8 protein-coding genes are annotated in these 7,124 nt (G+C 59.8%); 1 reads left to right on the top strand and 7 read right to left on the bottom strand.

Going from position 1 to position 7,124, the window contains the following annotated elements:
• Window positions 1-562, bottom strand: a 562-nt coding sequence (locus tag E4O97_RS02330; RefSeq protein ID WP_248129892.1) for an AlgP family protein, incomplete at its 3' end; no start/stop codon positions are given.
• Between the two features lie 192 nt (window positions 563-754).
• On the opposite strand from E4O97_RS02330, the gene E4O97_RS02325 reads away from it, so the two are divergent.
• Window positions 755-1,432 (top strand): FKBP-type peptidyl-prolyl cis-trans isomerase, encoded by a 678-nt coding sequence (locus E4O97_RS02325; RefSeq protein ID WP_248160806.1) that lies wholly within the window; start codon window positions 755-757, stop codon window positions 1,430-1,432.
• A gap of 52 nt (window positions 1,433-1,484) precedes the next feature.
• Here E4O97_RS02325 and E4O97_RS02320 read toward each other — a convergent pair whose 3' ends face one another.
• From E4O97_RS02320 to hemC, 6 genes are all read right to left on the bottom strand, one after another.
• The gene (locus tag E4O97_RS02320; RefSeq protein WP_078822615.1) at window positions 1,485-1,943 is read right to left on the bottom strand and encodes an Rsd/AlgQ family anti-sigma factor; all 459 of its coding nucleotides are present in this window, start codon (window positions 1,941-1,943) and stop codon (window positions 1,485-1,487) included.
• 208 nt (window positions 1,944-2,151) lie between these two features.
• Window positions 2,152-2,673 carry a disulfide bond formation protein B gene (locus tag E4O97_RS02315; RefSeq protein WP_078822616.1) on the bottom strand — a complete coding sequence of 174 codons (522 nt, stop codon included), beginning with the start codon at window positions 2,671-2,673 and terminating at the stop codon, window positions 2,152-2,154.
• A gap of 237 nt (window positions 2,674-2,910) precedes the next feature.
• Window positions 2,911-4,152: a heme biosynthesis protein HemY gene (locus tag E4O97_RS02310; protein ID WP_216090472.1), complete on the bottom strand. Its 1,242-nt coding sequence runs from the start codon at window positions 4,150-4,152 to the stop codon at window positions 2,911-2,913.
• Between the two features lie 5 nt (window positions 4,153-4,157).
• A complete protein-coding gene (locus E4O97_RS02305; RefSeq protein WP_248160805.1) occupies window positions 4,158-5,273 on the bottom strand; it encodes a uroporphyrinogen-III C-methyltransferase in 1,116 nt (371 codons plus the stop codon).
• Window positions 5,274-5,291: 18 nt separating this feature from the next.
• Entirely contained in the window at window positions 5,292-6,050 is a 759-nt protein-coding gene (locus E4O97_RS02300; protein ID WP_248160804.1) for a uroporphyrinogen-III synthase, read from the bottom strand.
• Window positions 6,047-6,988: a hydroxymethylbilane synthase gene (hemC, locus tag E4O97_RS02295; protein WP_032878783.1), complete on the bottom strand. Its 942-nt coding sequence runs from the start codon at window positions 6,986-6,988 to the stop codon at window positions 6,047-6,049. The genes E4O97_RS02300 and hemC overlap by 4 nt, the downstream gene beginning before the upstream one ends.
• Window positions 6,989-7,124 lie beyond the last annotated feature (136 nt).

The following is a 7,124-nucleotide window of genomic DNA, read 5'->3' as shown; positions in this document are numbered from 1 at the left end:
CTGCTGGTTTGGCAGCTGCAGTTTTAGCGGCTGGCTTGGCTGCTGGTTTGGCGGCAGCGGTTCTAGCAGCTGGCTTGGCTGCTGGTTTGGCAGCTGCAGTTTTAGCAACTGGCTTGGCAGCAGCGGTTTTGGCAGCGGGCTTGGCTGCAACTTTTGCGGGTGTACGAGCCCCCAGCGCTTTAGCTACGGCTTCCTTCACACGACCAACGCCTTGGGCCAGCTTCAGGCTTTCTTGAGCGTCTTTTTTGAGTTGGGAAATGTAGCTGCGGGTTTCAGCTTGACGATCCTTGAGGGCATCCAGCAGGTCCTCAAGTTCTTTGACAGCGCCCTTGGCTTTGGCTTGCGCCTTGGACTTGCCGGCAGTAGCGGCGTCTTGCAGTTTGGTACGGGACTTGTGCAGCTTTTCTTGCGCTTTACCGCGTTGTTTTTCCAGTTTGGCGAGCAGTTTTTCTGCATCGGCCAACGCCTGGGAACATGCGCTTTCCAGATGTTCGAGCAAGCTGCCCGAAAGTTGTTGGAGCAAGTGCAACGGGGTATTTACAGGCTTCTGTTTGGCCGACATGGTTTACCTCCTGGCTGACGTGGGTGCGGCTCATACTAGCCCTCTGCTCTTACCGCCGCTAGCGCATGTTGACAGTATCGTTGGGCTTGCGTTGCACGGTACGAAAATTCTTATCGATATAACGCAAATGCTCACCAGTTTTTACTCACTCACACTGGCATAATCCGTCGCACTTTCGCCGGGAGAATGTCCATGTCGCGTTATCTTTTTCTAGTGCTTGGCTTGGCGATCTTCGTGGCCGATGCGAGCGAGCAATCGCCGTCAAAAAACACTGCCACAGAGGCGCATGATCTAGCCTATAGCTTGGGCGCAAGCCTCGGCGAACGGTTGCGCCAGGAAGTCCCCGACCTGCAGATCCAGGCCCTGCTCGACGGCCTCAACCAAGCCTATCAAGGCAAGCCGCTGGCGCTCGACAACGCGCGCATCGAACAGATTCTCGCGCAGCACGAAGCGCAAAACGCCGCCAACGCCCAGCTACCTCAAAGCGAAAAAGCCCTCGCCGCCGAACAGCAATTTCTAACTCGGGAAAAAGCCGCCAGTGGTGTTCGTGAATTGGCAAATGGGATTCTGCTCACCGAGCTGGCACCGGGCACTGGCAACAAGCCGTTAGCCAGCGATGAAGTGCAGGTGAAATACGTGGGCCGACTGCCTGACGGAACTGTCTTCGACAAAAGTACGCAACCGCAATGGTTTCGCCTGAACAGCGTGATCAGCGGTTGGAACAGTGCATTGCAACAGATGCCGGTGGGTGCGAAATGGCGTCTGGTGATTCCTTCAGCCCAGGCCTATGGCGCAGACGGCGCAGGTGAGTTGATCCCGCCCTATACACCGCTGGTGTTCGAGATAGAACTGCTCGGCACTCGCCACTGACCCATAAAAAACGGTGCGACATGCGCACCGTTTTTTATCTCCCTACCAAGCTTCAGACTTGGGTGGCAGCCTCTTCCTTATGGGCGTTGTGCAGCACTTCGATCAAGCAGTCTTCCAGCTCGAAACGTTCATGCAGCAGCGCGCCCAGTTCTTTGAATTTTTCCGCTACGCATTTCCCTGCGTCACACAGGTCGGTGAACGCCAGCAGTTTTTCCGTGATCACATCGATGCGCGGGTAAATAGTCTCTGCCAGGTCGAGGCCACGCTGGTCGTCGAAGGCTTGCGCCTCTTTGGTCAGTTGCTCGTAGACGCCGAAATGGCCTGCCGATACGTAGTCAACCAGTACCCCACAGAAATCCTGCAATGGCTCGCGATTCTCACCCAATGCTTCGGGCTTGGCACCGAGAGCATCAAAGGCCCGAACCAGTTCGTGGCGTGCCTTCAGCCAGCTGTCGATCAGCTTGTGCACCCCACCCCAACGTTCCTGAGCATTCTGACAACTTTCCAGCATGATGATCTCTCTTCCCTATAGGGGCGCTGCTGCTCTGTACCTGCGCAACACTTGAAGGATTAAGCAGCAGTCGAACAAAGCCGCGTCTGACAAATGGTTTGGATACGCGTGCGGGCCAGATTATGCCCGCAGGACTATGGCTTCAAGGTACGCAGGAGAGAATGTTCATACAAGTGTTTAATCCCCTCCTACAACGCGCGTCCCGTTTTCATGACGTTGTGATGCGCAAATGCTTACTGAACAACAGCCGCGAGCATTGCATGACACCCAGGATCAACATCGCCACAAAGAACAACAGGCTCCACTCCGGCAGGCTCAGGTCAAATAGCGTCCAGTTGATTTCAACGCAATCGACAGTCCCGTTGAACACTGACCGCGCCGCCTGCCAGAACGACAGGTTTTCGATCATGTAGTGCAGGCTGGGCCAGCAATCCCGGCCCGCACCTGACGGAATATTCTGCAATAGCACTTGGCGCCCGGCAGTGATGGCACCCAATAATGCACACACGGTGCTCGCCAGCCCATACAGGCAAAGGCCGGAACGCCCGGGATTATGAAGGGCGGCCATCAGGTTGATCAGCGCAAAAGTGGCCAGAAGCAGACGTTGTACCTGGCACAGAAAGCAAGGCTGTAGCAACGCGCCGTATTCCAGATAGAAGGACGCGCCCAACGTCAGCGCACCCGCCATGAACGCCAGCAAAAACAAGGAGCGTAAAGGGGCCAAAGACATTGTTTATCCGCACTGCAAGAGATAGGTCGCTACGGTAGAGGAAAGGCCCGACCCCTTTCAAGACGCCCCGGAGCAGACAATTCCGCGAAGAAGCAAGGACATTCCGCCAAGGCATGGCGGAAATCCAGTTACAACAAGTAGGAATTAGTCATCACGTCAGTTATACCGAGTGTTTATTGGGGTTTTAAGGATCGGGTGTCGGATAGATCCGAGCCAATCCATTCACCCTTTCCTACTTCACATACGCGCGGGTACTGGCAGAGGCGAGGACAACAGACGATTGTCGAGCAGCCCCAGACCTTCCTGAAACAGCTGGTTGCTGCGCTCGGTGTCGCCCAGTTGGGCCAGTAGGCGGGCCAATTCGGCACAGGCTTCGGGGTTGCGCTGAACTTGCAGGCTGCTTTCCAGATAGTCCCGCGCCTTGCCCCACAGGCTGTTTTGCAGGCACAGACGGCCAAGCGTCAGCAGCAAGCTGGCATCGCCCGGATGGTCCTTGAGCCAGCCTTCGGCAAACTTCAACTGGCGCGCCGGGTCACTGCCACGCAACAGGCCATACAGCCGAATCAGATGGCTGTCATAGTCGCGCTTGAGGGCACCACGCAGCACTTCCTCGGCCTTTGCATCCGCGCCTAGCCGACGCAGCTGGTCGGCATAGGCCAGCACCAATTGTGGCTGCTGGCGCTGGGCCGAAGTCAGTTGCTCCCAGGCACGCTCCAGAGACTGCAAGCCCGCCTCGCCCTGCTCCTCACGCTGGGCAGCCAGGCTCAGGTTTTCGCCCCAGGCACGACGTTCCAGCTCGGCCAGCTCACTGGCGGGCAAGACTTTGTCCTTGCGCAGCTCAGGCAGCAGGCGAATCACCGACGACCAATCGCCACGCTGCTGATGCAGGCGCTGTAGCTGCCTGAGTACCTGCGCGTTATGCGGGTGACGCTCGTGCATCGCCTGAAGCGTAACCAGGGCGCCTTCAGTATCGCCGCGGTCCATCTGCAGTTGCGCATGGCTCAGGGCTACGGCCAATTCCGCCTGGGGCTGGCGCTCCAGGGCGCGCTCCAGCAAGCCGTCGGACTCCTCATAGCGGCCCTGCTCATTGGCCGCACGGGCAGCACCGATGTAATAGAGCAGCGGCTGACGCTCTGCTTCGGCAGCACGGTGCAAGTGGCGCTCGGCACTGGCCCAGCGGCCCTCGGCAAGGTCCATCTGGCCTTGCTCGATCGCGATCTGCACACGGCGGCTGCGGTTGCGTCGCGACCATGGATTGACCACGCCACCGGAGGTGGTGATCAGGCTCAGCAACACACGGACCAGGTAGATCGCCAGGCCGATGGCAAACACCGCCACCAGGGTAGCCCACAGGCTTGACTCGTAATGCAGCAAATGCGGATAGGTAATCAGCACGTAGCCGGTGTGTTTCGAAATACCCACGGCCAGTGCGAGGGCGACTGCAATCGCCAGCACCAGGATCACATAGAAACGCTTCATCAGCTCTACTCCTGGGTCGCCGATTTGCCGGCCGCGGCCTTGGCTTCGTCGGCAGACAGATGACGACGTTCAAGGTAAGCCTGCACGACGGCCAGGCTCGCAGCCAGGTCCGGCGTCACCACCGACACGGCCTTGGGCTCAAGTTCAGCGATACGCGCCAGCATCGCCTTGCTCTGCGGGTTGTCCTGATTGAAGTTGTCTTGCAATACGCTGCGCGCTTCGCCCAGCGAGCGGCTGTATACCGCCGACTCGCCGTTGAGCGCGGCCCACTGCGCCTGCTCCAGCGCCAGGCTCAAGGCCAGGCGCACTTGGTTCAAACCCTGGCCTGCCAACAATGGCCGGATATTGTCATCCGGGTTGAAGTCGATGCGGAAATAGCGGGAAATCTGTTCCCACCACTGGCTCAACTGGTTCTGCGTATCGCTGGTGGGGCGCCCTTGGGAAGCAGGTTCCGTAAGCTGATACTCCGGGGCAATCGCCGCCAGTTGCACGACCTGGTCACGCAAGGCCGCCAGTTGCAGGTACAGGCCGGTGCGGTCTGGTTGCTCAGTGCTGCGCAATGCGGCAAGGCTCTTGGCCAGTTGCTCACGGGCGGTGAAAGCCCCTGGGTCGCTCTGCTCGCGAAGAATCTCGTCGGCGCCCTGGACCAGCGACTGCGCACTGTTGATGTCTTGCAAGGCAGACAAACGCAAACTGGCCAGACGGATCAGATGCTCCGCCTCGGCCAGGCGCCAATCCTTGCGGCTGGCGCCCAACACCGTTTCGAGGCGCTGGCTCAGGCGTTGCTGATCGCCCTGCAACTGGGCAACCAGGCGGCGGCGCTCTTCCAGCTCGTCCGCACCCGGCAATTGCGCCAGACGGGCGGCCAACTGTTGCTGGCTTTGCTTGAGGCTCTGGGATTGGTCATCCAGGGTCTGCACTTGGCTCAATTGATGTTGGCTGCTGGCTTGAAGGGCGCGGACCTGCCAGATCCCCCAGCCGCCAGCAGCTACGCCAGCAGCCCCTAGCAGCAAGGCGACGACCGCCAGGCCATTGCCACGGCGCGGCGCGGTGACCGGTGTCTCGACCGGCGCATCAAGCGCGGGCTGAGCTTCATCTTTAGGCAAGGCTGTTTCGCTCACGTATCCGTCCTTTGCGTATCAGAGAGTGGGAACGGGATAGCTCCCCAACGCCACTAACAAAGCCGCGGCACTCGCGCCGCGACAATCCACAACTTTTTTTGCGCCAGCGGCCCGCGCCATCTCATAGACGCGCGGGCTGGGCACGAACAACGGCAGCTGTGCCACCTGTGGCCAATCGGTGCCCGCCAGGGCTTGCAGGTGTAAAAAACCCTGCCCACTGCTGACCACCAGGCCGTTCAAGCGTTCCAACCGGATGCGTTGCATCACCGCACCCGTCTCGTAGACCGGGAGAAAACGCCGATACAATTCCAGATAGTCGACACTAGCACCTTGCTCGCGCAAACGCTCTGCCAGCAACTCGCGGCCGCCCTCGCCACGCAGGATCAGCACCTTGGCGCCCGGCTGTGCGATAGCCTCGCGCAATGCAGGCAATTGAAGCAAGGCCTCGCTGTCATCGCCAGTGGCGGGATAATGAACGTCGAGGCCATGACCGGCGAGGATCTGCGCCGTCGCCGCACCGACGCTGAACCACGGCATTGGCGGCACGGCATTCCCCAACCGTTGCAGCGCCAGGCGCGCGGCCGGCTTGCTCACAACAATGACCGCGCAATAACGCTGCAACGCGTCAAACACCGCTTGTTGCTCAGCCGTGACCGCTAACGCTTGCGTCTCCAGCAACGGCAGACGGCTGCTGTATATACCGGCCTGGGACAATAAAGCCGCCAGGGCTGTCGACTCCTCGGCAGGCCGCGTCAGCAGCACTCGCCAGTCGGTCACTGCGGACCGGCCTCGCCATAGACTTTTTGCAAAATGGCACCGGCGCCTTTGTCCAGCAACTCCTCGGCAACCTGAATCCCCAAGGCCGTGGCATCTCGTTGCGGCCCACGCACCTGGGCGGTCAGCAGGGTACCGCCATCCGGATCCCCCACCAGGCCACGCAGCCACAGGTTCTCACCTTCGAGTACGGCATAGCAGGCGATGGGGACTTGGCAGCCGCCATTGAGGTGTTTGTTCAGGGCGCGCTCGGCGGTCACACGAACTTCGGTATCGGCGTGATCGAGGGGCTTGAGCAGTGCGTGGATTTCGCTGTCGACGGTCCGACATTCGATGCCGACTGCGCCCTGCCCGCCGGCGGGCAGGCTGTCTTCGACGCTGATGGCCGATGTGATGCGATCTTCGAAGCCCAAGCGGATCAAGCCGGCGGCGGCAAGAATGATCGCGTCATATTCGCCGGCATCCAGCTTGGCCAGGCGCGTATTGACGTTGCCGCGCAAAAAGCGAATCTGCAAGTCGGGCCGACGTGTCAACAACTGAGCCTGGCGACGCAGGCTGGAGGTGCCGACGATGCTGCCCAGCGGCAAGTCATCCAGGGACGCGTAGGTATTGGAAACAAAGGCATCACGCGGATCTTCGCGCTCGCAGATGCAAAAAAGGCCCAGGCCTTCAGGGAAGTCCATGGGCACGTCTTTCATCGAATGCACAGCGATGTCGGCTTCGTTTTCCAGCAGCGCAGTTTCCAGCTCCTTGACGAAAAGACCCTTGCCGCCGATTTTCGACAGGGGTGAGTCCAGCAGCTTGTCGCCGCGACTGACCATGGGCACCAGGGATACCTTGAGGCCCGGATGAGCCTGCTCAAGGCGTGCTTTGACGTATTCGGCCTGCCACAAGGCCAAGGCGCTTTTACGGGTGGCGATGCGGATTTCGCGAGAGGACATGGATCAATCCGTACTGAATAGATACGGCGGATAATAACAGCTCAGGCAAATACGCTTTGATTTGAATCAGCAAGTGCGGGGCCTCCCTGGCCACATCGCACCGGGATAAGGAAGGCAGACCGCGCCCCAGCCCTTG

This window comes from Pseudomonas sp. W15Feb34 (genome assembly GCF_023127765.1).
In the GTDB taxonomy this organism is placed as follows: domain Bacteria; phylum Pseudomonadota; class Gammaproteobacteria; order Pseudomonadales; family Pseudomonadaceae; genus Aquipseudomonas; species Aquipseudomonas synxantha_A.
This window is presented reverse-complemented; position numbering and strand designations above follow the sequence as displayed.

What these genes read in the sequence shown, in the direction of transcription:
- E4O97_RS02325 (WP_248160806.1), top strand. Translation starts at nt 755, where the DNA reads ATGTCGCGTTATCTTTTTCTAGTGCTTGGCTTGGCGATCTTCGTGGCC.
- E4O97_RS02320 (WP_078822615.1), bottom strand. Translation starts at nt 1,943, where the DNA reads ATGCTGGAAAGTTGTCAGAATGCTCAGGAACGTTGGGGTGGGGTGCAC.
- E4O97_RS02315 (WP_078822616.1), bottom strand. Translation starts at nt 2,673, where the DNA reads ATGTCTTTGGCCCCTTTACGCTCCTTGTTTTTGCTGGCGTTCATGGCG.
- E4O97_RS02310 (WP_216090472.1), bottom strand. Translation starts at nt 4,152, where the DNA reads ATGAAGCGTTTCTATGTGATCCTGGTGCTGGCGATTGCAGTCGCCCTC.
- hemC (WP_032878783.1), bottom strand. Translation starts at nt 6,988, where the DNA reads ATGTCCTCTCGCGAAATCCGCATCGCCACCCGTAAAAGCGCCTTGGCC.